This is a genomic window from Roseburia sp. AF20-18LB, assembly GCF_003461185.1.
Lineage (GTDB): Bacteria > Bacillota > Clostridia > Lachnospirales > Lachnospiraceae > Roseburia_C > Roseburia_C amylophila.
Genome location: NZ_QTWP01000001.1, coordinates 386825 through 412112, shown reverse-complemented (window position 1 = coordinate 412112; position 25288 = coordinate 386825). Strand labels below are relative to the sequence as shown.

Sequence of the window (25288 nt, the reverse complement as noted above, 5' to 3'; positions counted from 1 at the left end):
ATGCCTTTTTTACATTCTATATTGCGTTAGAAAATTCTATTTCTGGTTATTTTTTTCTAATTCCTGCATTTTCATAGCACGAACTTTTAATGGAAGACCAAACAGTGTGATGAATCCATCTGCATCATGGTGATCATAAAGGTCTCCGGTTGTAAAGCTTGCCAGTGACTCACTGTAGAGAGAGTATGGAGAAGTTGTTCCGGCTTTGATGATGTTTCCTTTGTAGAGCTTGAATTTTACTTCACCGGTTACATATTCCTGGGTAGACTCAACGAATGCCTGAACTGCTTCACGTAAAGGTGTGAACCATTTTCCTTCGTAAACAATCTGAGCCATACGATTGCCCATATCTTTTTTTACATCCATAGTAGCACGGTCTAATACGAGTTCCTCTAACTGACGATGTGCTTCCATCAGGATAGTTCCGCCAGGAGTTTCATATACACCACGGGATTTCATACCAACAACACGGTTTTCTACGATATCGATGATACCAATTCCATGTTTGCCGCCTAAACGGTTTAATTCACGGATGATATCGGAAACTTTCATTTTCTTTCCATTAACAGCAGTAGGAACACCTTTTTCAAAGGTCATGGTTACGTATTCGCCCTCATCCGGAGCTTTTTCCGGAGAAACACCAAGAACTAAAAGGTGGTCATAGTTTGGCTCATTTGCAGGATCCTCTAACTCAAGACCTTCGTGGCTGATGTGCCATAAGTTACGGTCACGGCTGTAGCTCTGGTCAGTAGAGAATGGAAGATGAATGCCATGTGCTTTGCAGTATTCAATTTCGGATTCACGGGAATCCATTTTCCATTTGTCATCACGCCAAGGAGCAATAATTTTAATATCAGGAGCAAGTGCTTTGATAGAAAGCTCGAAACGAATCTGGTCATTTCCCTTACCGGTTGCACCGTGGCAGATAGCAACAGCATTTTCTTTTCGTGCAATTTCAACTAATTTCTTGGCAATACCAGGACGAGCCATAGAAGTTCCTAAGAGATATTTGTTCTCATATACGGCATCTGCCTGAACACATGGAACAATATAGTCATCACAGAATTCATCTGTAATATCTTCAATATATAATTTGGTTGCACCGGATAATTTTGCTCTTTCATCAAGACCATCCAGCTCTTCACCCTGTCCGCAGTCAACGCAGCAGCAGATTACTTCATAATCATAATTTTCTTTTAACCATGGGATGATAGCGGTTGTATCAAGTCCACCAGAGTACGCTAAAACAACTTTTTCTTTCATAATAATAGGTATCCTTTCTTCAGATGTTTTTTAACTAGGACTAATATACAACAAAAAAATTAAATACGCAAGCGAAAAAATATACATAATATACTTATAAAAATGCATAATTATATACAAAGGGTACATATTTATGTATAAAAAACGGATAATATATTAATAAAAGAAGACTTATAGAATCACAAATTAACTGAAAAAGCGTGAAAACAGAAAATAATACTTGCATAATGTATAAAACGAATGTATAATTATGCACTGTAAATGGCATGCAGATTTCGTGTGTGCCATAATCTTAAGAAGAAAGAAGATGTAAAAATGATTAAAGCAGGAATTATCGGAGCAACCGGATACGCAGGAGGAGAACTGGTAAGAATTCTTATGGGACATCCTTCCGTAGAGATTAAGTGGTATGGCTCCAGAAGTTATATAGATAAGAAGTATGCAGATGTTTACCGTAATATGTTTGAAATCGTAGAGGATACCTGCCTTGATGATAATATAGAAGAGCTGGCAAAGCAGGTGGATGTTATCTTTACAGCAACACCGCAGGGTTTCCTTGGCTCTGTATTGAATGAGAAGATTTTATCCGAGACAAAGGTAATTGATTTGAGCGCAGATTACCGTATTAAAGATGTGGCTACTTATGAAAAATGGTATAAAATTGAGCATAAGAGTCCACAGTTTATTGAAGAAGCCGTTTACGGACTTTGCGAAATCAATCGTGAAAAGGTGAAAAATGCAAGACTGGTAGCCAACCCGGGATGCTATACCACCTGTTCTATTTTAACCGCATATCCGTTGGTAAAAGAGGGACTGATTGATGCCAATACATTGATTGTGGATGCAAAGAGCGGTACTTCCGGTGCAGGACGTGGAGCAAAGGTCAATAATCTGTTCTGTGAAGTAAATGAAAATATGAAGGCATATGGCGTGGCAACCCACAGACACACACCGGAAATTGAAGAACAGTTAGGTTATGCAGCCGGAAAAGAGATTACCATCAGCTTTACACCACATCTTGTTCCGATGAACCGTGGTATCTTAGCAACAGAGTACGCATCACTGGTAAAGAAAGCAGACGGAAGCTATCCAACCAAAGAAGAGATTCGTGCAGCTTATGAAAAATATTATAAGAACGAGAAATTCGTCAGGGTATTAGAGAATGGTGTGTGCCCGGAAACCAAATGGGTAGAAGGAAGCAACTATGTAGATGTGAACTTTGTAGTAGATGAGCGTACCGGAAGAGTGATTATGATGGGTGCGCTGGATAATCTAGTAAAAGGAGCAGCCGGTCAGGCGGTTCAGAATATGAATTTATTATTTGGATTAAAGGAATCGGAAGGTCTCGAACTGGTACCGATGTTCCCGTAAGCAGGAGAGAATATGGCAGAAGCTACATATATATTAAGAACAATGAAAGAAGACGATTTTAATGAAGTCCATGCACTCTGGATGAGTATTCACGGATTTGGCATCCGGAGCATTGATGATTCGGAAGAAAATGTGAAACGTTTTATCCGAAGAAATCCGGACACCAGTATCGTGGCATGTATGGATGGAAAAATCGTAGGAGCTATTCTTTGCGGACAGGATGGAAGAAGAGGATGCTTTTATCATGTATGCGTCCATGAGGATTACCGGAAACATGGTATTGGAAAAGCAATGGCAATGATGGCAATGGAAGCATTGAAAAAAGAAGGCATCAACAAAGTAAATCTGGTGGCATTTACCAGTAATGAGCTGGGCAATGGATTCTGGAAGAATATGGGCTGGACATTCCGGAAGGATATGAATTATTATGAATTTGATTTGAATCCGGAAAATGTAACTGTATTTAATCCATAAATAAATTTGGAAAGCAGACAGCTTAAGATAAAAGACAGAGGAAAGCAGGACAGGAGGCATATTATGAAAAAAGTAGAAGGCGGCGTTACCGCAGCAGAAGGTTTTCAGGCTGCATCCACAGCAGCAGGTATTAAGTATAAAGACAGAACAGATATGGCAATGATTTATTCCACAGAGCCATGTGCAGTTGCCGGAACATTTACCACGAATGTCGTAAAGGCAGCACCGGTAAAATGGGATAAGGACATTGTAAAGAACAGTGCATTTGCACAGGCAGTTGTAGTAAATGCCGGAATTGCCAATGCATGTACCGGAACAGAAGGATTAGGATATTGCAAAGATACCGCAAAGAAAACTTCAGAGTTAATGGATATTCCGGAGGATGCAGTTCTTGTGGCATCCACAGGAGTAATTGGAAAACAGCTTCCGATTGACCGTATCTGTGCCGGTGTGGAACAGATGAGTAAAAAATTAAGTGGTGATTTAACTAGTGGACATAATGCAGCACTTGCTATTATGACAACAGATACCCATGAGAAAGAGGCTGCAGTGGAGGTAGAGCTTTCCGGTAAGAAGGTTACCATCGGTGGAATGTGTAAAGGCTCTGGCATGATTCATCCGAATATGTGTACCATGTTAAGCTTTATCACAACAGATGCGGCAATTTCAAAAGAAATGTTGCAGGAAGCACTGAGCAGTACCGTAACAGATACTTATAACATGATTTCCGTAGATGGAGATACTTCCACCAACGACACCTGCCTGGTACTGGCAAATGGCCTTGCAGGCAATGAAAAAATCAAAGAGAAGAATGAAGATTACGAAACATTCTGTGAGGCACTTTATTATGTCAATGAAGCACTGGCTAAGATGATGGCAGGAGATGGCGAGGGCGCAACTGCTTTATTTGAAGTAAAAGTAGTGCATGCGGCATCCAAAGAAGATGCGGTTATCTTAAGCAAATCCGTAGTAACATCAAGCCTTACCAAGGCTGCAATCTTTGGACATGATGCTAACTGGGGAAGAATCCTATGTGCATTGGGCTATTCCGGCGTGGAATTTGATCCGGAGCAGGTTGACCTTTACTTTGAAAGTGCAGCCGGCAAGCTGATGATTATCAAAGATGGTGTTGCCGTAGATTATTCCGAGGAAGAGGCAACTAAGATTTTATCTGAAAAAGAAGTAACTGCCATTGCAGATATGAAGATGGGTGAAGCCTGTGCAACAGCATGGGGCTGTGATTTGACCTATGATTATATTAAAATAAATGCAGATTATCGTTCTTAAAAAAGATTTGATTGAAAAAATATACGAAAAAAGATTTTTTAAGAAAAGGAAAGAGGATTGGACAGATGGAAGAAAACAGTATGCAGGAAATATTGAAAAAAGCTGAGGTATTAATTGAGGCATTGCCATATATCCAGCGTTTCAACCGTAAAATTATCGTAGTAAAATACGGCGGAAGTGCAATGGTAGATGAAGAGTTAAAGCAGAGCGTTATCCAGGATGTAACTCTTTTAAAACTGGTTGGTTTCAAACCGATTATCGTTCATGGTGGCGGTAAGGAAATCAGCAAATGGGTTGCAAAAGCCGGAATGGAGCCGGAATTTATCAATGGACTTCGTAAAACCGATGCACCTACCATGGAAATTGCAGAAATGGTTCTTGGAAAAGTCAATAAATCACTGGTTCAGATGGTAGAAAAGCTTGGCGTGAACGCAGTAGGTATCAGCGGTAAAGATGGTGGACTGCTGAAGGTAAATAAGAAATTATCCAATGGACAGGATATCGGGTATGTGGGTGAAGTTAAGGAAGTAAATCCAAAGATTTTATATGATCTTCTCGAAAAAGATTTCCTGCCGATTATCTGCCCGGTAGGTCTTGATGATAATTATGATACTTACAATATCAATGCGGACGATGCAGCGTGTGCAATTGCCCGTGCCGTACAGGCGGAAAAACTTGCATTCCTTACAGATATTGAAGGTGTATACAAAGACCCGGATGATAAATCTACACTGATTTCCGAACTTAAGATTTCAGATGCACACAAGCTGATTGAAGATGGCTATATTGGCGGCGGAATGCTTCCAAAATTAAATAACTGTATCGATGCCATTGAAAATGGTGTGTCCAGAGTACATATCTTAGATGGTAGAATTGCACATTGTCTGTTACTGGAAATCTTTACAAACCGAGGAATCGGAACAGCAATTTTAGGAGATGCGGAGGAAAAGTTTTATCATGAATAAACAGGAATATATGGATTGTGAAGATAAAGCATTATTACATACTTATAATCGTTTCCCTCTGGTATTAGATCATGGTGAGGGCGTATATCTTTATGATACCGATGGAAAGAAGTATCTTGATTTTGCGGCAGGTATTGCGGTAGAAGCGTTAGGATACAGCAATGAAGCATATAAGCAGGCATTGAAGGATCAGATTGATAAAATTACACATACTTCAAATCTTTATTATAATGTCCCGATTATGGAAGCTGCAGAGAAATTCTTAAAAGTTTCCAAAATGGACAGGGTTTTCTTCACCAACAGTGGAGCAGAAGCCATTGAGGGAGCAATTAAGGCAGCAAAAAAATATGCCTATACCAGAGATGGTCATGCAGACCATGAGATTATATCCATGAACCATTCCTTCCATGGAAGAACCTTGGGAGCATTATCAGTAACCGGAAATGCCCATTACAGAGAACCGTTTGAGCCACTCTGCGGTGGTGTGAAATTTGCTGATTTTAATGATATTGAAAGTGTAAAAGCACAGGTAACAGAAAAAACATGTGCCATTATCTTTGAAACCGTGCAGGGAGAGGGTGGAATTTATCCGGCAGAGGAATCCTTTATGAAAGAGATTTCAGCACTCTGCAAAGAGAAAGATATTCTTCTTATTTTAGATGAAATCCAGTGTGGAATGGGAAGAACCGGAGAAATGTTTGCGTGGCAGCATTATGGAATCAAACCGGATATTATGACCAGTGCCAAGGCATTGGGCTGTGGAGTGCCGGTAGGAGCTTTTGCCATGACAGAACGTGTGGCAGAGAAATCCTTGGCACCGGGTGACCATGGAACCACATATGGAGGTAATCCGTTTGTCGGAGCAGCGGTCAGTAAGGTAATGGACTTATTTGAAGAATTAAAGCTTACAGACCATGTAAAAGAAATCGCAGTTTATCTGGAAAGCAAACTGGATAAGCTGGTAGAAGAATATGATTTTATTACAGCCCGCCGTGGTATGGGACTGATGCAGGGGCTTGTAAGCACAAAACCAGTTGGAACCATCGCGGCAGAAGCATTAAAAGAAGGTTTAATTATTATAACAGCCGGCGCAGATGTAATCCGTATGGTGCCGCCACTTGTGATTGAAAAAGAGCATGTGGATGAAATGATAACGAAACTGAAAAACGTACTGGATCGTATGTAGGCAGGGTATATGAAAAAGAAAACAAAGGAAATCATAGAAACAACAACGCTGGCAGTGGGAGTTATCCTGCTGTCAGCGGCTGCTTTTTACAGCAGCAAAGAAACAGGGAAAACAGAGTTAAAAACAGACAGAAAAGAGCAGATAACATCTGAGCAGGAAACGAAAGAAGCATATGAAGCAGCACAAAAGGAGCTATCCTTTTGGTACAGCGATGCAGACTGCAGGAATTATTTTGAACAGTGTGCAGTGGATTATTATGCCAAAACCGGTATCGCAGTGGGGATCCGTTATGTAGATGAGGAATCTTACCTTGAACAGATTTATGATGCAACGATGACGGAAGAAGACTATCCGGATTTGTATCTTGCCTGGAATGATGCAAAAGACAAGGCGTATTTATATGGTGTTGCAACGGAAGAAGAATACCCATTGTTTTTTGATACACTGGTGATGGTATATCAGAAAGAGAATTTCCTGGAAGCACCGGAGAGTATTTCGGAAATTTTAGACTATGGACAGAATAACCTTTTAGGAGAAGGTGTAGGAAATCTGCTGGAATGGAATGTGGCAGATGGATTTTATGATTATCCATTTGTGGGGACTGAAGTGGAATGGAATGAGACGGACTATACCCTTTTGACGACATATGGAGAAAAATATAATGATGAATTAACTTTCTTTAAAAACCTTTCAGAAACTGTGGGGATTGATACGGATGAAATTGACAGAAATCAGGTGGTGGAGAATTTTAATCAGGGAGCATCTTTGTGTGCAATCATTGATTCTGATGATTTAAATAAGATGACAGCAGAAAATTATGGCGTTTGCGGGCTGCCGATGTTAGACGATACCACACCGATGCAGGGGGTTGCCAGAACGGGGATCCTTTTGGTAAATGAATTTTCGGGGGAAAAAGATATGGCGTCTGATTTTGCTGCTTTTATAGAAAAAGAAGAAGTGGATACCCTGCATGCAATGACTGGTCATATTTCTACAGATGAAGGTGCCAGCCGGGATGAAGCAGAACAGGCAGCTTTTATGCAGTATCAGAACAGCCAGCTGGTACCGGATGCTGCAAATGCAGGTGAGTTCTGGTCAGAATTTACAAGGCAGATGAAGGTATTGTGGAATGGTGGAAGCCTGCCACAGGAATAATTTGAAAATACTACTTGTATAAAGGGCAAATTTTCGTTAAAATAGAAAACAGTAAGCATTAGGGGACTTTCTTGCATAACAGAATTTATGTAAGGGAGTGATACAGATGAAAAAAGTCGGGTTATTAGCTCTGGCTTTATATTGTGGGATTATATATACGGCATGTGGAAAAGAAGATACCGTATATTTTGAGCCGGATACGCAAATGGAGAGTGAAGAGGTTACAGAAGCTGTCTTATGCCCGCCGGCTTCTTGTTATGTATATGTCTGTGGTGAGGTAGTGCACCCGGGAGTATATGAAGTGGAAGATGGAGCCAGAATCTGCGATGTATTGGAGCTGGCAGGAGGTTTTAACGAGGCTGCAGCAAAAGAGGCACTCAATCAGGCAGAACCGGTTGTTGACGGACAGATGATAAAGGTGCCGGATCAGGAAACTTACCTTTTGCAGCAGACAGGGAGTGCTGATTCGGCAGCAGAGCCGGAGGATGGCAGAATCAATCTGAATACTGCATCAAAGGAACAGCTTATGACACTTTCCGGAATTGGAGAATCAAAAGCTGAGACAATTATTTCTTACCGGGAAAAAAATGGCGCATTTCAGACTATTGAAGATTTAATGAATATTCCCGGAATTAAAAATGGCGTTTTTGAAAAAATAAAAGATAATATAAGGGTTAACTGAGGTGTAAAATGGCAAAAAAAGTTCTGGTTGTGGACGACGAAAAATTAATAGTGAAAGGAATCCGTTTTTCATTGGAACAGGATGGAATGGAAGTAACCTGTGCGTATGATGGTGAAGAGGCACTGCATCTGGCACAGGAGAATAAGTTTGATATGATTTTACTGGATATCATGCTTCCGAAGATGGATGGATTTGAAGTGTGTCAGGCAATCCGGGAGTTTTCTAATATGCCAATCGTCATGCTGACAGCAAAAGGCGATGATATGGATAAAATCTTAGGACTGGAATATGGTGCAGATGATTATATCACCAAGCCGTTTAATATTCTTGAGGTGAAAGCCAGAATCAAAGCAATTATGCGAAGAACTGCTGCCAGTGAACCGAAGGAAGAAAATTCCAAAGTGATAGAGAGCGGCGATTTAAAATTAGACTGTGAGAGCCGCAGACTGTTTGTCCAGGGAAGAGAGATTAATCTGACAGCCAAGGAATTTGACTTGTTAGAGCTTCTTGTTATGAATCCGAATAAGGTATACAGCCGTGAGAATCTGTTGAATCTGGTATGGGGTTATGAATATCCGGGCGATGTCAGAACGGTGGATGTTCATGTGCGTAGACTGCGTGAGAAGATTGAACCGAATCCGAGTGAGCCAAAATATGTGCATACGAAATGGGGTGTAGGTTATTTCTATCAGAAATAACAGCGATAAGCAGAGGATGAAGGTACAGACTTATGAATAGAAAAAAAGGTATTCGTAATTTTTTGAAAAGCATGAAATTCCGGCTGATTTGTCTTTTTATGCTGATCGGTATTTTGACCGGAATTTTAATCCGGACCGGGATTTTAACTGCTTATGAGAAACATGCAGTTTCTAACCGGAGTGTAGATGTAATTGGTCAGGCAAAGATTCTTGCAAACCAGATGGTATCCACAGATTATATCAATGGAGCGGAGTCGGAAAGCATCACTTCACAGTTGCAGCAGATGTCACGTATTTATGATGGAAGAATTCTTCTGATAGATTCTTCTTTTCATATTATAAAAGATACTTATGATCTGGATACCGATAAAACAATTATTTCAGAAGAAGTCATAAAGTCATTCCGCGGTGAGGATTCTATGAATTATGATGTGGATAATCATTATGTGGAAATGACGATTCCGCTGACTACAGATAACGTAGAGTCAGGGGAGAAGAGTATTATCGGAGTGCTTCTTATCAGTGTTTCGACAGATAGTATTCTTGCCAATCTGGAATATATGAGAAATGCTGCATTAGTGCTTCAGATTTTCGGGGCAGTTTTACTGTTTGCAGTCAGCGTATTTTTATCCGTTCGTCTGACAAACCCGTTGAAGAATATGGCATCCTCTATTGCTGAGATTCAGAATGGATATGGAACCAGTGATGGGGAGCTGATGATTAAGGATTATTCTGAAACAGTTCAGATTTCGGAAAAATTTAATAAACTTTATAGCAGAATGAAGATGCTGGATGACTCCAGACAGGAATTTGTGTCCAATGTGTCCCATGAGCTGAAAACACCGCTTACTTCTATGAAGGTACTGGCAGACTCACTGAATGGACAGGAAGATGTTCCGGTAGAACTGTATCGTGAATTTATGTTAGACATTGGAAATGAAATTGAACGTGAAAATAAAATTATTAATGATTTGCTCTCGCTGGTTAAGATGGACAAGTCTGCATCAGATTTGAATATCACGTCAGTTAACATCAATGAGATGCTGGATTTAATTTTAAAGAGATTAAAACCGATTGCAGAAAAACAGCATGTAGATCTGGTGTTGGAAAGCTTCCGGCCTGTTACAGCGGAAATTGATGAGGTAAAGCTGACGCTTGCCATTACCAATCTGGTGGAAAATGCAATCAAATACAATAAGGAAGACGGTTGGGTACATGTGTCCCTGAATGCAGATTATCAGTATTTCTATCTTAAGGTAGAGGATTCCGGCATCGGTATTCCGGAGGATTCCTTAGAGCATATTTATGAAAGATTCTACCGCGTAGACAAGTCCCATTCCAGAGAAATAGGTGGAACCGGACTTGGACTTGCCATTACAAGAAATGCAATATTAATGCACCGTGGTGCAATTAAGGTATTTAGTACAGAGGGTGAGGGAACGCTCTTTACTGTGCGGATTCCGCTGAATTACATTGCCTAGGAGGTCTGGCATGAAGAAAATTGCAGGATGGCTGAGTTTTATCCTTCTGGTATCGCTGTTCACAGGGTGTGGCAGACAGGAGACAGATGACTCGGCGTATCATATTTATTATCTGAATAAAGAAAAAACAAAAGTGGTAGAGCAGCCATATGATTTAAAAGAGGGCAAGACAGAGGACATGATAGCCACTCTTTTAGATGCGTTGTGCACCAATACGGATAGTGTGGAGTATCAGAAACCGGTTCCTGGTGATGTTACAATTACAGACTGGTCACTGGAAAGCAATCAGCTGTTCCTTTACTTTAATGATAATTATTCCAAAATGCAGTCTACGGATGAGGTGTTGTGCCGGGCAGCAGTGGTAAAGACACTGGTACAGCTTCCGGATGTAAAATATGTATCTTTTTATGTGGGAGATGCACCGTTGGCAGACAGCCGGGATAATGTAATCGGACTGATGACAGAAGAAAGCTTTGTTGAGAATCCGGGAAAACAGATTAATTCCATTCAGACAACAACATTACATTTATATTATGCAAATGCTGATGGAAACGGACTGGTAGAATGCGAAAAAGAAGTACAGTATAGCAGTAACATTTCCTTGGAAAAACTGATTATGGAGAATCTTTTAAAGGGACCGGATGATAAGAATTTGAAAGCACCACTTCCGGAAGGAACAAATCTTGTCAATGTTACGACAACCAATGGAACCTGCTATGTTACATTAGATGAGGCGTTCCTGAATCAGAATTATGAAATACAGGAGCCAATTGTCATTTATTCTATTGTAGACTCTTTATCGGAGATTTCAACCATCAGTAAGGTGCAGATTTCTGTAAATGGAAAGACCAGCGGTGTTTACCGGGATAGTTTTGCATTAGACCAGCTTTATGAACGGAACCTTGACTATGTGGTAAGTGCAGATGAGAACGAGACGGTATCTACAGAAGCACAAACAGAAGAGACACCTTAGGAGAAGGTCTTAAGAAGAAGTATCTTATAAGTAACATATTAAGAAGAAATATCTTAGAAAAATATTTAGGAGGGGTTATATCGAAATTATAAAACGCCCCTTATGCTATGGAACGATATTGTTCCTGTGTGGTATTATTGTCTGCCTGTCTGTTCCGACGGTCATAAAAGTTATCTTTATCAGCTTTGTGGCAGGGTGTCAGATGTATCTGCTGTATGCCCTGCGGCAAAGAAAACGGAGGGTATACCGGTTTACAGCAGTACTTGGAATAGGATTTTTTCTGCTGGGAATTGCAAGAATCTGGTATATGCAGCAGCAAAGCTATACCATTGAGACGATTTTAAAAGAGCAGGAGACCAGCCTTTCTGTAGAAACAGATGCTTCCAGAGGCTGGCAGACGGAAAATGAAAAGACAATTTTACAGGGGAAGATAGAGAAAAAAGAACGAAAAAACAATCAGACAAGATTATATCTTAATCATGTTTTCTTACGGATTGGAGATAAAACCTATAAAACCAATTCTGTCCTGGTTCGACTGAAGCAAGAACCATCTGACCAATCGTGTCGTATTGGAACAACCATTGTATTAGAAGGAAATATCCGACAACTGAATCGCGCTGCCAATGATGGTAATTATGATGAATTTCAATATTATCACAGTCTGAATATGGATTATCATTTTGATGCCGAAAGGATTTGTGGCGAATATGGAAGAGAAGATGTACTGGCAGAGAAATTATTCATGATAAAAGAAAAATTAAAAGAAGATTATATAAATAATTTATCGGAAAGAAATGCTGGGATTCTTGGAACAATGCTTTTAGGAGATAAAGAACTTTTGGAAAAGGAGGTTTCAACAGTCTTTCAACAGGCAGGAGCCAGCCATGTGCTGGTAATCAGTGGAATGCATATTTCCTGCATTGGACTGTTCTGTTATGGACTTCTTAGAAAAAAAGGAAATTTTCTTTGTGCCTGTACGGCAGCGGTTGTATTTTTGTTCTGTTATGTGAAAATGACCGGGATGGGAATATCTGCTATCCGGGCATGGATTATGTTTGCACTTCTTATGGCAGCCAAGCTGTCTGGGCGAAGCTATGATAGCAGAACCGCTCTTTCTGTGGCAGCGCTGGTGCTTTTATGGAAAAACCCGTATCTGGTTGAAAATGCAGGACTCCAGTTTTCGGTAGCTGCAATTCTTGGTGTGGTAGTAGTGGCAAAATGTATTGGACAGTTGTTTCCAAGGGAGCAAAAACAGCAAACACAGGAACGGAAAACAGGCGATAAGGCGGCAAATAAAATACGGAAAATATGGAAACGACAAATCCGGCAGAACTTTTTAGTTTCGCTTTCCGTTCAACTTACAACACTTCCACTGGTGGCATACTATTATTATGAAGTGCCGGTCTATGCTTTGCTTCTGAATCTACTGATAGTTTCTTTGTTAAGTGTAGTTTTAATAAATGGAATAACTGCAACATTGCTCATGTGTATGGGAAAAATTGTTGTAGGAAGGCTGTTTGCGGGACCGGTAATCATGATGTTGGAATTATTGCTGGACGGAATTTATGTTGGAGTCAGCTGGTGTAGCCGGCTCCCGGGAGCTACGAAGATAGTAGGACAGTGGCCGATACAGCGCATCATATTCTATTATCTGATGCTTGCAGCCACCTGCTTGCTGATAAAAAAACGGACAAAGAAAAGCGGAAACAGAGATGGGAATAGAAATACAAATATACTCCTTAGAAAGTTTCCGATTGTTTTGATTGGAAGCGTGGTGTTACTTCTGGTTCTTCGTCCGGTAAAGAGTAATCATCTTATGGCAGTTCTTGATGTGGGGCAGGGAGATGGCATCTATGTACGACTGGGGGAAGATACCAATCTTTTTCTGGATGGCGGAAGCACTGATGTGTCTAAGGTGGGAACGTATCGGATTTTGCCATTTCTAAAAAGTAATGGAATCACGAAGATAGATTATTGGTTTATAAGCCATTATGACGAAGACCATGTGAACGGATTGTTAGAAGTTCTTGAGACGGAGTATTCTGTTGAAAATATTATATTGCCTGGAAAACAGCCGGATATAAAGAATTATCAGAGCATATGTGCACTGGCAGAGCGGAGAAACATTCCCATCGTATATATGAAAGAAGGAGATTGCATAAGAAGTGGCGAGGACACCATAAGCTGCCTCCTTCCGGACGGAGAGTATCAGGCAGAGGATGAGAATGGAAAATCCATGATATTGCTCTATCAGACGAAATATATTTCCGGGATATTTACCGGAGATGCCGGAGAAGCAGAAGAAAATTGGCTCTTAGAAAAGCAGCGGTTGTGGAAAGTGGATTTTCTTAAAGTAGGACATCATGGCTCAAAGTATTCCTCGACAGAAAAATTTTTAAAAGCACTTTCGCCGGAACTGGCATTGATTTCCTGTGGGGAAAACAACCGATATGGACACCCTCATCAGGAGACCATAAATCGATTAAAAGAAGCTTCGGCAGAAATTTTTGATACGATGGAAGGCGGTCAGATTTCGCTGGAAGAGGAAAAGGGAAGGATCACAATTCAAAGCTTTCGGTAAGTATGCTTTGATAAAGAAGTAAAAATATAGTATAATATCCTTTATGAAAACAATAGATAATGACATTAAAATGGGACAATTAAAAAACGTATATCTTTTATATGGAACGGAAGACTATCTGAAACGGCAGTATCGTGATAAGCTAAAACATGCACTGGTAGAGCCGGATGATACGATGAATTTTTCGGCATATGAGGGAAAGGATATTAATCCAAAGGAACTGATTGATTTATCGGAGACACTGCCATTCTTTAAAGAAAAGCGTATGATTCTGGTGGAAAACAGTGGCTTCTTTAAAAACAGCTGTGATGACCTGGCAGAATATATGAGCCAGGTGCCGGAATCCACCTGCTTTGTTTTTGTGGAAGAAGAAGTGGATAAGCGTTCCAAATTATTTAAAGCGGCATCCAGGGCTGGAAGTGCCGTAGAATTTGAGACCCCGAAGGAAGATATGCTGATTCGCTGGATACTGGGCAGAATCCAGCGGGAAGGGAAGAAAATTACCCAGTCCGTGATGCAGCTTTTCCTGTCAAAGACCGGTTCCGATATGGAAAATATTGATAAGGAATTAGAAAAGCTTATCTGTTATACATTGGATAAGACAGAGATTTCTGCGGCAGATGTAGAGGCAATCTGTACCGGACAGACGGAAAATAAAATCTTTGAAATGATTGATGCCATCTCTGCCAGGAATCAGAAGAAGGCTTTGGACTTATATTACGATTTACTGGCATTAAAGGAAGCACCCATGCGGATTTTATTCCTGATTGCAAGACAGTTCCAGAATCTGCTTTTGATAAAAAGCATGTCAGCAAAAGGATATCCTGCTGTCAGTATTGCAAAGACTGCAGGGATGCCAAGCTTTGCAGTGCAGAAGAATCTTCGGCAGGCAGGAGCTTTTAAAATAAATCAGTTAAAGGAAGCAATTGAAGACTGCGGACAGGCAGAAGAGGATGTCAAGACGGGAAGAATGGCAGATCAGTTAGCCGTAGAACTTCTGATTGTAAAATACAGTGCATAAAAAAAGAACGTTTCGAATGACGGTACGAAACGTTCTTTTTTATAATCGTTTATAATCTATGCTCTTCCGGCAATTATGCCATTTTGTTCACAGCTTTGTTTAAGCGTGAAATCTTTCTAGAAGAAGTGTTCTTGTGATAAACACCCTTAGTAGCAGCTTTGTTGATTTCAGATGTTGCAGCAACTAATGCAGCAGCAGCAGCCTCTTTATCGTTTGCAGCGATTGCAGCGTCTACTTTCTTAATAGATGTTTTAACTTTTGATCTAATAGCTTTGTTTCTATCAGCTTTGGTCTGATTTACAAGAATTCTTTTCTTAGCAGATTTAATGTTAGCCAACCTGTACACCTCCAATATGATTGTTTTATTGTTTTTGGTTGTTTCATTAAAGCCGGACACGGACGTTCTAATGTAAACATACCATATTAGTTTATCCCACATATTTGCATCTGTCAATACATATTTGGAGAAAAAATGTAAAAAATAATAAAGAAAATTTATTTGGAAAAATTGTTTACAGGAAGTGAAGCTATGTTTCAGATAAGAACAGACCTCGCATTAGAGACGAGAGAAAAATTTGATGAAGATCATATTGAAGTAAAGGGAGTACGGGTAGATGAGGAGAGAATTTCACCGGAAATCATGATTACAAGAGTGTTCATTGACACAGAAAACGGAGCAAAGGCAATGAAAAAACCGAAGGGAACCTATATTACCATTGAGGCTTCGGACATGATGGAAGAAGATGAGGATTATCACAGAGAAGTGTCCGGGCAGCTGGCAAAAGTGATTGAAACCATGCTGCCGGGGAAAAAAGAAGAACTCAAGATATTGGTAGTGGGTCTTGGTAACCGGGAAGTGACACCGGATGCATTAGGACCTTATGTAGTAGATAATATGATGATTACCAGGCACATTATCAAGGAATATGGACAATATGCCTTTGGAAATAAGGTGAGGAGCCAGATAAGCGGAATTGTGCCGGGCGTAATGGCACAGACCGGCATGGAATCAGGAGAGATTGTCCGGGGAGTCATTGAAGAGACGAAACCGGATATTGTAATTGTGGTGGATGCACTGGCGGCCCGCAGCGTGAAGCGTCTGAACCGTACCATCCAGATTACGGATACCGGAATCAATCCCGGTTCCGGTGTGGGCAATCACAGGCACGCCATTAATAAAGAAAGCATGGGAATTCCGGTAATTGCCATAGGAATTCCTACCGTAGTAGATGCCGCAACGATAGTTTCAGATACCATGAGTGACTTAATCGGAGCCATGCGGGAGTCAGCGCAGCTAAAAAGTGTGGGAAATGGGCTGGCAGGTCTGGATGAAATTGAAAAGCATGAGCTGGCAAGAGAACTTTTATCTCCACATTTGAATGCAATGTTTGTAACCCCAAAAGATATTGATGAAGCGGTAAAAAGGCTGAGCTATACCATATCAGAGGGACTGAATCTGGCATTCTCCCGGTTCTAAAGGGACAGAAGCTGCATAGAATATAGTGTTTGCTATGGCAGAACAGGAGGTGCTGGCAGCATGAGAGTCTATGGGCAAAGATATCAGGGAAAAACGGAACTGGTCAGGAAACGAAAAAAATGGTACAGGCAGTCTGCTATTGCACTTTTTCTGTTGTATGCATTTTTTCTTATGGTGAAAGCGGGAACCGGAAGGGAAACACTGGCAAAACGTTTTTTTTCTTATATACAAAATGAGATATCCATGTCCATGACCAGACAGTATATTCCGACTGTTGCCTATATGGCAGAGGGCAGGCAGGAACAGACACTGAGTGATTTTTTGCTGGAAAAAGTGACAGACCAGATACCACTTATCGGATATGCAGATACCATAAGGACTTATGATACGACAATTGAGAGCAGCCTTTCAGAAGAAGAGATTGTTGCACTGGAAGGAAAGGATGAAGCGGAAGTAGAGGCTAAGCAGATGGCGGAGGCAGCCAGCAGAGAGAATCAGGACTGCATAGTGGCAGAAATGGAGCAGGAAAATGCGCAGGCAGGAGCAGATGCGGCAGCAGAAGCGGCAGAGCAGCCGGCAGCCCCGGATAATACAGCAGTCAGCTCTCAGCCGTTGGTGGAGATTCCAAGAGAAAAATTAAATGATTTTGATTATCTGATTCAGAATTTTTATCAGGTGGACAATACAACAACCATCAATAGCAGTCAGTTAAATGCAGAAGAATTGTTAAATATGGATTTAACCATAAAAACGCCGGCAGACCAGCCACAGATTCTGATTTACCATACCCATTCCCAGGAAATGTTTGCAGATTCCGACCCAAATGATGTAATGACGGGCGTTATGGGAACAGGGGAATATCTTACCAGCCTGTTACAGGAAAAGTATGGATTTCAGGTCATGCATCATATGGGACAGTATGATGTGGGAGACAGAGATCACGCCTATGCCAATGCGGAGGGGCCCATTGAGCAGCTGTTAGCAGAGAATCCGAGCATAGAAGTGGTAATAGATTTACATCGTGATGCAGTGGATAAGCATATGGTGCGGGAGGTAAACGGGGTGCAGATGGCACCGATTATGTTCTTTAACGGACTGAGCCGGACAAAAGCGCTGGGAGATATTTCTTATCTCAATAATCCAAACCTTACCGGGAATCTTGCTTTTTCCCTGCAGATGCAGATTGCAGCGGCAGAGTATTATCCGAATCTTACCCGCCCGATTTATTTAAAAGGATACCGGTATAATATGCATTTTAAAGAGAAATATCTTTTGATCGAAATGGGTTCCTATACCAACACGCAGGAGGAGGCACGCAATGCCATGGTTCCACTGGCAGACCTTTTGAACAGAGTGTTGCATGGAGAAAATTAGAAAAATATTTCGTAATGAAAATGTAATAACTTTTTCGGAAAAACACATTGAAATCACTTGCATTTCTTATATAATAAAAGAGATGCGTAAAATAAAACGAAAGATATGGAGTTATCATGGAATTTTCAAGCTTAGAATTTTTATTTCGGTTTTTGCCGATTTTTCTTATTATATATTATCTGGTACCGGTAAAGTATAAAAATCCGGTACTTTTCTTTGGCAGTCTGGTATTCTATGCCATGGGAAACTGGAAGGATGCACTTCTTTTACTGTTTTCCATGAGTTTGAACTACATTCTGGTATTACTGATGGATTATATAAGTAGGAAGAGCAGCAGAAATACCATGCTTGTGATTTTGCTTTGCTATAATATCGGATTATTATGTATATTTAAGTATACAAGATTGTCGCTTCCACTTGGAATCAGCTTTTATACTTTTACCATGCTTTCCTATGTGTTGGATGTCTATAAGAAGAAAACTGCAGCGTTGAGGGATTATCTGGAGTATGGAACTTATATCCTTTTGTTCCCAAAGTTGATATCCGGACCGATTGCCCAGTTTGCCAATATGGCAGGGCAGTTAAAGAAACATCCAATCCGTCTGGAGAAAATCGAACATGGTCTGACTCTTTTTATCATAGGATTGGGATATAAAGTAATTATTGCAAATCATCTGGCAATTCTCTGGCGTGATATTCAGGGCATTGGCTTTGAGAGTATTTCCACACCGTTAGCGTGGATGGGAGCATTCGGTTATTCTGCACAGTTATTCTTTGATTTCCAGGGATATTCCCTGATGGCAATCGGAATCGGAGAGATGCTTGGATTTGATTTGCCGAAGAACTTTGATCATCCGTATCGTTCCAGGACAGTGTCTGAGTTTTACCGCCGGTGGCACATTACACTGGGAAGATGGTTCCGTGATTATTTATATATTCCGTTGGGAGGCAACCGGAAGGGAAATGCGTGGACATTTTTCAATCTGCTGATTGTCTGGGTTGTAACCGGAATGTGGCATGGTTCTACCATTAATTTTCCATTATGGGGCTTGATTTTATTTGTATTTATTGCGTTGGAACGATTTGTAATCAGAAATTTTTTAGAGAAACATGGATGGCTGGCGCACCTTTACATCTGGTTTGTAATCCCTCTGACCTGGGTCGTGTTTGCAATTACGAAGTTATCTGATTTGAAAGTATATTTTGCAAGACTGTTCCCGTTCTTTGGAACCGGAATCGCAGTCAATGCAGGCGATTATCTGAAATACGGCAGAACCTATGGAGTGTTTTTCCTATTGGCATTTGTGGTATCACTTCCTTTTATGGATAAGATATTAAAAAAATGCTGGAAGAAGTGGTGGATGAAAGCAATTTTGTTTGTTGTATTATGGATTTGTATTTATCAGATTGCAAATGGACTGAACAATCCGTTTATGTATTTTAGTTTTTAATGGGAGGCTGTCATGAAGAAATGGAAGAAATGTCCGCTTCTTATTGTTACGGCAATCAGTATGCTGCTGGTAAGCGGTGTTGCCTTAGCCGGAACAAAGGGCGCATATAAAGAATATAATAAGGACTGGCCGAAGGTTCCGGCGGTGGCTGGCATGATGCAGGCATCCAAAGAGGGCGTTCTGCCATGGGATAAGGCAGAACCGGAGGAGGATTTGGAAAGCGTATATGCTGACAAAGAGGAGCCGGCAACGGAAGAAGCAACAGAAGCAGTTGCAGATACGGAGGCAGAAGAGGATAAGACTTATACTTTTACCGATGTAACCCAGGATTATTTTGATGATGCGGTATTTATCGGAGATTCCAGAACCGTTGGATTAAGGGATTATGGCGGCTGGGATAATGCAACTTATTATGCCAGTATCGGACTTACGGTCTATGATATGTTTGATACGCCGATTGTCGAGGAAAACGGCGCGAAGATTACCGTTGAAGAAGCATTAAGCGAGCATCAGTTTGGTAAAGTCTATCTGATGATTGGAATCAACGAAATGGGAACCGGTACAGTAGACAGCTTTATGAAAAAATATGAAGAAGCTGTCAATCATATCCGGGAATTACAGCCGGATGCACTGATTTTCTTACAGGGCATTATGTATGTAAAACAGGAAAAGTCAGAGACTGACCCGATTTTTAACAATCCGGCAATCAAAGAACGGAATGACAGAATTGCAATGCTTGCAAATAATCACGATATATTTTATATTGATGTAAATGAAGTAGTGACTGACGAAACAGGAAATCTGAATCCGGAATATACTTATGATGAGATTCACCTGCTGGGAAAATATTATTCCCTGTGGACGGATTTCCTTTTGAAACATGGAATAAAGAAGGAGTAAATATATGTCAATCGACCAGAGTAAGATTCGTAATTTTTGTATCATTGCCCATATTGACCACGGTAAATCAACCCTTGCAGACCGTATTATCGAAATGACAGGGCTTCTGACCAGCCGCGAAATGCAGGCGCAGGTTTTAGATAATATGGATTTGGAGCGGGAACGTGGAATTACCATTAAGTCCCAGGCAGTCCGTATTATATATCATGCCAAAGATGGAGAAGAATATATTTTCAATCTGATTGATACACCTGGACATGTGGACTTTACCTATGAAGTATCAAGAAGTCTTGCTGCCTGTGACGGTGCAGTGCTGGTAGTAGATGCGGCACAGGGGATTGAGGCACAGACCCTTGCCAATGTATATCTGGCATTAGACCATGATCTGGAAGTGATTCCAGTCATTAATAAAATTGATCTGCCGAGTGCAAGGCCGGAAGAAGTAGTAGAAGAAATTGAAGATGTGATTGGAATTGAGGCACAGGATGCACCACGGATTTCTGCCAAAACAGGGTTGAATGTGGAAGAAGTATTAGAGCAGATTGTGCATAAATTACCGGCACCAAAAGGGGACGCCAAAGCGCCTCTTCAGGCGTTGATTTTTGATTCTGTGTATGATGCTTATAAAGGTGTTATTGTATTCTGCAGAATCCGGGAAGGTTCCGTAAAACCGGGGACAACCATCCGCATGATGGCAACCGGAGCAGAAGCAGATGTAGTAGAAGTAGGATATTTCGGAGCCGGACAGTTCATTCCATGTGATGAGTTAGAAGCCGGAATGGTAGGTTATATTACTGCCAGCCTTAAGAATGTGAAAGAAACCCGTGTGGGTGATACCATAACAGAGGCAAAGCGTCCTTGTGATGCACCATTGCCGGGATATAAGAAAGTTAATCCGATGGTATACTGTGGATTATATCCAACAGATGGAGCCAAATATCCGGATCTTCGTGACGCTTTGGAAAAATTACAGTTAAATGATGCAGCCTTACAGTTTGAACCGGAGACTTCCATTGCATTGGGCTTTGGTTTCCGCTGTGGTTTCTTGGGACTGCTTCATTTGGAGGTAATTCAGGAGCGGTTAGAGAGAGAATTTAATCTTGATTTAGTAACGACAGCACCAGGCGTTGTATACCGGGTACATAAGACGGATGGTACCATGATAGAATTGACAAACCCATCCAATCTTCCGGATCCATCCGAAATCGAATATATGGAAGAGCCGATGGTTGCAGCAGAAATTATGGTGACATCCGAATATGTAGGTGCCATTATGGATTTGTGCCAGGAACGCCGTGGTATCTATAAGAGTATGGAATATATTGAGCAGACCCGTGCAGTTATTAAATATGACCTTCCGTTAAATGAAATTATTTATGATTTCTTTGACGCATTGAAATCCCGTTCCAAAGGATATGCGTCCTTTGATTATGAGATGAAGGGTTATGAGCAGTCAGAGCTTGTGAAGCTGGATATTCTTATTAATAAAGAAGAAGTGGATGCTCTTTCCTTTATTGTATTTAAGGATACCGCCTATGAGCGTGGAAGAAAGATGTGTGAGAAGTTAAAGGAAGAGATTCCGAGACATTTATTTGAAATCCCGATTCAGGCAGCCGTTGGAAGCAAGGTAATTGCCCGTGAGACAGTAAAAGCAATGCGAAAAGATGTGCTGGCAAAATGTTACGGCGGTGACATCAGCCGTAAGCGTAAACTGTTAGAGAAACAGAAGGAAGGTAAGAAACGTATGCGTCAGGTGGGAAATGTAGAGATTCCACAGGAAGCATTTATGAGTGTACTGAAGTTAGATGAGAAATAGATGACAGGAGAACATAGATGGAACTTTATGTGCATATTCCTTTTTGTGTAAGAAAATGTGAATATTGTGATTTCTTATCAGCACCTGCGGACGAGCGGCTACAAAACCGCTACGTGGGTGCTCTTTTGCATGAAATCAGATATTACGGACAGATAATGGGACGTCCGGCTCTTTCTACTATATATATAGGGGGCGGAACACCGTCTCTTTTAGCACCGGAATATATCGCACTTCTTTTAAAACAGATTCAGGTAAGCTTTGAGGTGGAAACAGATGCAGAGATTACCATAGAATGTAATCCCGGAACTTTAAATGAGGAAAAACTTCTTACTTATAAAGAAGCAGGCATTAACCGTCTCAGCATAGGGTTACAGTCTGCCTTTGATGATGAATTAAAGATATTAGGAAGAATCCATACTTACCGGCAGTTCTTGGAGAATTATGAATGTGCCAGAAGATGTGGATTTGAAAATATCAATGTTGATTTGATGAGTGCCCTGCCTTATCAGAGTACGGAGAAATTTGTTACCAGCTTAAAGCGTGTCATAGCATTAAAACCGGAGCATATTTCAGCCTATTCCCTGATTATCGAAAAGGGAACACCATTTTATGAAAAATACAAATTCGAGGCAGTGCTCCGGGAAGCCGGAAAGCCGACAGAGCATCTGCCATCTGAAGAGACAGAGTATGAGATTTATAAAAAGACTCAGGAGATTCTTGCAGAGGCAGGTTATGAGCATTATGAAGTATCCAATTATGCAAAGCCGGGGAAAGAGGCAAGGCATAATATCGGATACTGGAAGCGGGTGCCGTATCTTGGGGTAGGACTTGGGGCAGCGTCCCTGATTGGAGAAGTACGCTACAGTAATATAAGAGAGATTGAAGCGTATATCAAAGCATGTGGTAATATTTCGGCGAAGGAAATAGATGGAGTACCGGCATTGAATCTCCATGAGAGTGCAGATGCAATCAGCCGCCATGCCCAGATGGAAGAATTCATGTTTTTAGGCCTGCGTATGTTAAAGGGAGTTACAAGAACAGAATTCAAAGAGACTTTTGGCGTGGAAATAGAAGCAGTATATGGCGAAGTCTTAAACCAGCTTCAGGAAGAGGACTTAATCGAGAAAAAAGCCGGTGTAATAAAGCTCAGCGACCATGGCATGGACATCAGCAACTATGTACTCGCCCAGTTTTTACTGGATTAAGTAGTGCGGTGTTGAACCGCATTGAATCAGAACAAATCTAAAGAAAATATAAAATTATAAAATGCTGTTGACAAAAAAAACGAATGGTGCTATCTTAAGTACATAGAAATTAGCACTCTTTCAAGTTGAGTGCTAACAACTAAGAAAAAGCAGTACAAAAAGCTTTTTCAAATACCTATAAAAGTTTCATTTTCAGGAGAACGTGAATGAACGAGAACGAATTAGATGAAAGAAAAACAAAAATCTTAAATGCAATCATTCGCAACTATCTGGAAACAGGTGAGCCGGTTGGTTCAAGAACCATTTCCAAGTATACGGATTTGAACTTAAGTTCCGCAACAATCCGGAATGAGATGTCGGACTTGGAAGAGATGGGATATATTTTGCAGCCACATACATCGGCAGGAAGAATTCCATCCGATAAGGGATATCGCTTCTATGTAGATAATCTGATTGCAGAGAAGGACAAAGAAGTATCCGATATGAAAGAGTTCGTAATTGAACATACGGAGAAGATGGAACAGGTATTGCAGCAGGTGGCAAAGCTGTTGGCGAACAATACGAATTACACCACCATGATAACAGCACCGCAGTATCACCACAACAGCCTGAAGTTCATCCAGTTATCCAATGTGGATGATGAACATATTCTGGCAGTTGTCGTATTGGAAGGCAATCTTGTGAAAAATAAGATGATTCCGATAGAAGAGCCGATAGATAATGAGCATATGTTAAAACTTAACATGCTTTTGAATACACATTTAAATGGATTGTCATTAGATCAGATTAATCTGGGCACCATAGCAGTGTTGAAAGAGAAAGCCGGTATCCATTCCAAAGTCATCAGTGATGTATTGGATGCAGTAGCAGAAGCAATCAGCGAAGACGAGGATTTGGAGATATATACCAGCGGTGCAACGAATATCTTAAAATATCCGGAGTTATCGGATTCGCAGAAAGCAGGAGAGCTTTTAGATGCGTTAGAAGAGAAGAAACAGTTAGTAAGTCTGGTGACGGATAACCTCAGCAATGAGGAGAACGGCATACAGGTTTATATAGGAGATGAATCTCCAATTCAGACCATGAAGGACTGCAGTGTGGTAACAGCTACCTATGAACTTGGTAAAGGCGTGAAGGGAACGATAGGAATTATCGGACCAAAGCGTATGGATTATGAGAACGTCATGGATAATCTGAAAAATTTGAAATCACAACTAGAAGGCATATTTGATAAGCCGAAGAAAGAATAGCATAGAAAGGTGGTAAGGAAGTGGCAGAAGAAAAGAAAGAAGAAGTGCTTGAGGAAGTATTAGAAGACTTAGAAGCAGAGGATGCAAAAAAGCAGGAAGAAGCACAGAATACCGCCTCAGAAGAAAAAGAAGTTGAGGCAGAAGAAAAAACGGAAGATACCGAATCTGAACCGGAAGAAATAGAGAAAGAAGATGAGGAGAAAAAGAAAGGTATCTTTAAAAAGAAAGACAAGAAAGATAAGAAGGACGAACAGATTGAAGATTTAACCGACCGGCTGAAACGTCAGATGGCAGAATTTGAAAACTTCCGTAAGAGAACGGAAAAGGAAAAGAGCCAGATGTATGACATGGGAGCCAGCGCAATCTTAGAGAAAATCCTTCCAGTTATCGACAATTTTGAAAGAGGGCTTGCAGCTGTACCGGAAGAAGACAAAAACAATGGCTTCGTAGAAGGTATGGATAAGATTTATAAGCAGATGATGACAGTGCTGACAGAGGTTGGTGTAACACCGATTGAAGCAGCCGGTCAGGAGTTTGACCCGAATCTCCATAATGCAGTAATGCATGTGGAAGATGAAGAACTCGGTGAGAATGTAGTAGCCGAGGAGTTACAGAAAGGTTACAAGTACAAAGAAAATGTAATCAGACATAGCATGGTAAAAGTAGCGAATTAAGCAT

22 protein-coding genes are annotated in these 25288 nt (G+C 40.8%); 20 read left to right on the top strand and 2 right to left on the bottom strand.

Going from position 1 to position 25288, the window contains the following annotated elements:
* Positions 1-36: 36 nt before the first annotated feature.
* Positions 37-1263 carry an argininosuccinate synthase gene (locus DWX65_RS02025; protein WP_022243105.1) on the bottom strand — a complete coding sequence of 409 codons (1227 nt, stop codon included), beginning with the start codon at positions 1261-1263 and terminating at the stop codon, positions 37-39.
* A 315-nt stretch (positions 1264-1578) separates the two neighbouring features.
* Between DWX65_RS02025 and argC the strand changes: the two genes are divergently transcribed.
* From argC to holA, 12 genes are all read left to right on the top strand, one after another.
* On the top strand, positions 1579-2634 hold the full coding sequence (argC, locus tag DWX65_RS02020; protein ID WP_118172904.1) for an N-acetyl-gamma-glutamyl-phosphate reductase: 1056 nt from the start codon (positions 1579-1581) through the stop codon (positions 2632-2634).
* Between the two features lie 12 nt (positions 2635-2646).
* Positions 2647-3108, top strand: a complete 462-nt coding sequence (locus DWX65_RS02015) for a GNAT family N-acetyltransferase (RefSeq protein WP_117696967.1) — start codon at positions 2647-2649, stop codon at positions 3106-3108.
* A gap of 63 nt (positions 3109-3171) precedes the next feature.
* Positions 3172-4395 (top strand): bifunctional glutamate N-acetyltransferase/amino-acid acetyltransferase ArgJ, encoded by a 1224-nt coding sequence (argJ, locus tag DWX65_RS02010; protein WP_022243102.1) that lies wholly within the window; start codon positions 3172-3174, stop codon positions 4393-4395.
* 65 nt (positions 4396-4460) lie between these two features.
* Positions 4461-5360 carry an acetylglutamate kinase gene (gene argB, locus DWX65_RS02005; protein WP_022243101.1) on the top strand — a complete coding sequence of 300 codons (900 nt, stop codon included), beginning with the start codon at positions 4461-4463 and terminating at the stop codon, positions 5358-5360.
* Positions 5353-6546 carry an aspartate aminotransferase family protein gene (locus DWX65_RS02000; protein WP_118172675.1) on the top strand — a complete coding sequence of 398 codons (1194 nt, stop codon included), beginning with the start codon at positions 5353-5355 and terminating at the stop codon, positions 6544-6546. The genes argB and DWX65_RS02000 overlap by 8 nt, the downstream gene beginning before the upstream one ends.
* A gap of 9 nt (positions 6547-6555) precedes the next feature.
* On the top strand, positions 6556-7701 hold the full coding sequence (locus tag DWX65_RS01995; protein ID WP_118172674.1) for a hypothetical protein: 1146 nt from the start codon (positions 6556-6558) through the stop codon (positions 7699-7701).
* Positions 7702-7807: 106 nt separating this feature from the next.
* On the top strand, positions 7808-8383 hold the full coding sequence (locus tag DWX65_RS01990; protein WP_117696976.1) for a helix-hairpin-helix domain-containing protein: 576 nt from the start codon (positions 7808-7810) through the stop codon (positions 8381-8383).
* Between the two features lie 8 nt (positions 8384-8391).
* Positions 8392-9081 (top strand): response regulator transcription factor, encoded by a 690-nt coding sequence (locus tag DWX65_RS01985; protein ID WP_022243097.1) that lies wholly within the window; start codon positions 8392-8394, stop codon positions 9079-9081.
* A 32-nt stretch (positions 9082-9113) separates the two neighbouring features.
* The gene (locus DWX65_RS01980) at positions 9114-10562 is read left to right on the top strand and encodes a sensor histidine kinase (protein ID WP_022243096.1); all 1449 of its coding nucleotides are present in this window, start codon (positions 9114-9116) and stop codon (positions 10560-10562) included.
* Between the two features lie 10 nt (positions 10563-10572).
* Complete coding sequence (locus tag DWX65_RS01975; RefSeq protein WP_117840934.1) at positions 10573-11535, top strand: GerMN domain-containing protein; 963 nt, start codon at positions 10573-10575, stop codon at positions 11533-11535.
* Between the two features lie 187 nt (positions 11536-11722).
* Positions 11723-14116: a DNA internalization-related competence protein ComEC/Rec2 gene (locus DWX65_RS01970; protein ID WP_278336292.1), complete on the top strand. Its 2394-nt coding sequence runs from the start codon at positions 11723-11725 to the stop codon at positions 14114-14116.
* A 43-nt stretch (positions 14117-14159) separates the two neighbouring features.
* On the top strand, positions 14160-15137 hold the full coding sequence (gene holA, locus DWX65_RS01965) for a DNA polymerase III subunit delta (RefSeq protein WP_118172672.1): 978 nt from the start codon (positions 14160-14162) through the stop codon (positions 15135-15137).
* Between the two features lie 73 nt (positions 15138-15210).
* Here holA and rpsT read toward each other — a convergent pair whose 3' ends face one another.
* On the bottom strand, positions 15211-15474 hold the full coding sequence (gene rpsT, locus DWX65_RS01960; protein ID WP_022243092.1) for a 30S ribosomal protein S20: 264 nt from the start codon (positions 15472-15474) through the stop codon (positions 15211-15213).
* 192 nt (positions 15475-15666) lie between these two features.
* Between rpsT and gpr the strand changes: the two genes are divergently transcribed.
* The 8 genes from gpr (at position 15667) to grpE (ending at position 25284) form a co-directional block, all read left to right on the top strand.
* Positions 15667-16614, top strand: coding sequence for a GPR endopeptidase (gene gpr / locus DWX65_RS01955; RefSeq protein ID WP_117840937.1), 948 nt, complete (start codon positions 15667-15669; stop codon positions 16612-16614).
* Positions 16615-16674: 60 nt separating this feature from the next.
* Positions 16675-17988 (top strand): stage II sporulation protein P, encoded by a 1314-nt coding sequence (locus DWX65_RS01950; RefSeq protein WP_242988716.1) that lies wholly within the window; start codon positions 16675-16677, stop codon positions 17986-17988.
* Positions 17989-18104: 116 nt separating this feature from the next.
* Positions 18105-19439, top strand: a complete 1335-nt coding sequence (locus DWX65_RS01945; protein ID WP_118172671.1) for an MBOAT family O-acyltransferase — start codon at positions 18105-18107, stop codon at positions 19437-19439.
* A gap of 12 nt (positions 19440-19451) precedes the next feature.
* The gene (locus DWX65_RS01940) at positions 19452-20339 is read left to right on the top strand and encodes a GDSL-type esterase/lipase family protein (protein WP_118172670.1); all 888 of its coding nucleotides are present in this window, start codon (positions 19452-19454) and stop codon (positions 20337-20339) included.
* A gap of 4 nt (positions 20340-20343) precedes the next feature.
* Positions 20344-22155, top strand: a complete 1812-nt coding sequence (gene lepA / locus DWX65_RS01935; protein ID WP_022243087.1) for a translation elongation factor 4 — start codon at positions 20344-20346, stop codon at positions 22153-22155.
* Positions 22156-22172: 17 nt separating this feature from the next.
* Entirely contained in the window at positions 22173-23360 is a 1188-nt protein-coding gene (hemW, locus tag DWX65_RS01930) for a radical SAM family heme chaperone HemW (RefSeq protein WP_118172669.1), read from the top strand.
* Positions 23361-23566: 206 nt separating this feature from the next.
* Entirely contained in the window at positions 23567-24610 is a 1044-nt protein-coding gene (hrcA, locus tag DWX65_RS01925; protein ID WP_022243085.1) for a heat-inducible transcriptional repressor HrcA, read from the top strand.
* A gap of 20 nt (positions 24611-24630) precedes the next feature.
* Positions 24631-25284, top strand: a complete 654-nt coding sequence (gene grpE, locus DWX65_RS01920; protein ID WP_022243084.1) for a nucleotide exchange factor GrpE — start codon at positions 24631-24633, stop codon at positions 25282-25284.
* Positions 25285-25288: the final 4 nt, after the last annotated feature.